We start from the raw sequence: 1,572 nt of genomic DNA on the forward strand, positions 1-1,572 counted from the left end.
CCCGCCACGCCTCTGACGCGCTAGTTCGCGACATGCTCAAATTGGCGGGTTTTTTTTGCCTGCAGATTGGTGTCAGGATGACGCATTACCGCAAGCCGCCGCTGTCAATTCAGGCGCAGCTAGATCAACTCCAACAGCGCGGGCTTGCAATCGGCGATGCCGCCAACGCCAACCGCTATCTGCAGCGAGTCGGCTACTACCGCCTCATGGGCTATCTGCATACCCAGCGCCTACCCGGTAGCGATCACTTCCATGACAAAGCGACCTTCGAGGAGGCGGTTAGTCTCTATGAGTTCGATAGGGGGCTCCGAGACCTTGTTATGGAAGCGGTCGGCCATATCGAGATAGCAACGCGGACCGTGCTCACGTATCACTTTGCACATGCTCATGGCGCCTTCGGTCACCTTGAGCCGCGCAACTTGACCTTCACTGTGCAGCACCATGCGGAGTGGCTTGCCGGCGTCGAGAATGAAGTGATGCGCTCCAAGGAGACGTTCATTCGACACTACAGGGACAAGTACACCTCACCCGCGTTCCCCAAGGTGCCCATCTGGATGGCGACGGAGGTAATGTCGTTGGGCTCGCTTTCTCGCTTCTACAAGGCACTGCACAACAGGGAACAGAAGGCTGTTGCTGGTGAGATGCAGATGGCAGCGCCGGTCCTCGCGAACTGGCTGCATATCACCAGTGTGGCGCGGAACGTTGTCGCACACCACGGCAGGTTGTGGAACAAAGAGCTCGGTGTTTCGGCGGTACGTCCACGGTCCACGGGTTGGTCTGAGCGTGAAGCACCGTATGCACCGAATCGCTCTTTCTTCCTATTGCTCGTGCTTCGCAAACTTCTGGAAGGCACCACCGCTGATTCCCAAAGTTGGCGCAGACGCGTCGATGCCCATCTTTCGGCAGGCATCACGAGCGAGGTCCGAATGAAGAGCCTTGGGGCTGCGTATGGATGGCAGGAACACCGCCTTTGGCGGGAATGAGTCGCAGTTGGCGCTCAAAACAAACAACGTTGCCCATAAGGTACCGCCCCACTGAAGCGCCCAAACCGCGCCTCAAGCCACGATGGCCCAGCACTTTCCACCAACAGCTGCCCCTGGCTCTGGTGGAGATCCAACCAGCGTTCGAAACTGGTGCGCAGGCGCTCGATATCCGGCGCCCGCGTAAGTGCATCGGCGGGCACACGGATCAGCACGCGTGAAGGGGCATTCTCCACGTCCATCACCAGAACGCCCTTGCATCGGATCTCGAAGGACGTCACCCCGGCATAGCGCGTGTGCAGTTCAAAGCCCTCATCTGCTTTGGCGGTCACGAAGCCGAGTGCATCACTGTGCAGCAGCCGGTAGTCGACTGGCTGCAGCTTCTGGTAGGCCCACACCTGATCGCCCGCTGGCTCGGGCCACTCCGCCCATACCGCGCCGATCACCACGATGCACACCGCCGCCGCGGCAAGCCCACGCTTCTTCATTCATCACCCCGCACAAAGACAGAACGTCACGCCCACAAGCGGGCCCTCAGTCCTGTGGCCGCATCCGTTCGTGGATGAAGGCGGTGAGTGCGATATCGGCCATC

At 59.9% G+C, this 1,572-nt stretch carries 2 protein-coding genes; one reads left to right on the plus strand and one right to left on the minus strand.

Annotated features, from left to right (window positions below):
* The coding region (locus DBR20_RS01940; protein WP_308812588.1) for an Abi family protein at positions 1–983 on the plus strand (983 nt) is incomplete at its 5' end.
* Between the two features lie 14 nt (positions 984–997).
* On the opposite strand, the gene DBR20_RS01945 is transcribed toward DBR20_RS01940, so the two are convergent.
* Positions 998–1,468: a cold-shock protein gene (locus DBR20_RS01945; protein ID WP_108264998.1), complete on the minus strand. Its 471-nt coding sequence runs from the start codon at positions 1,466–1,468 to the stop codon at positions 998–1,000.
* Positions 1,469–1,572 lie beyond the last annotated feature (104 nt).

This window comes from Stenotrophomonas sp. HMWF023, from assembly GCF_003060985.1.
In the GTDB taxonomy this organism is placed as follows: Bacteria; Pseudomonadota; Gammaproteobacteria; order Xanthomonadales; family Xanthomonadaceae; genus Stenotrophomonas; species Stenotrophomonas lactitubi.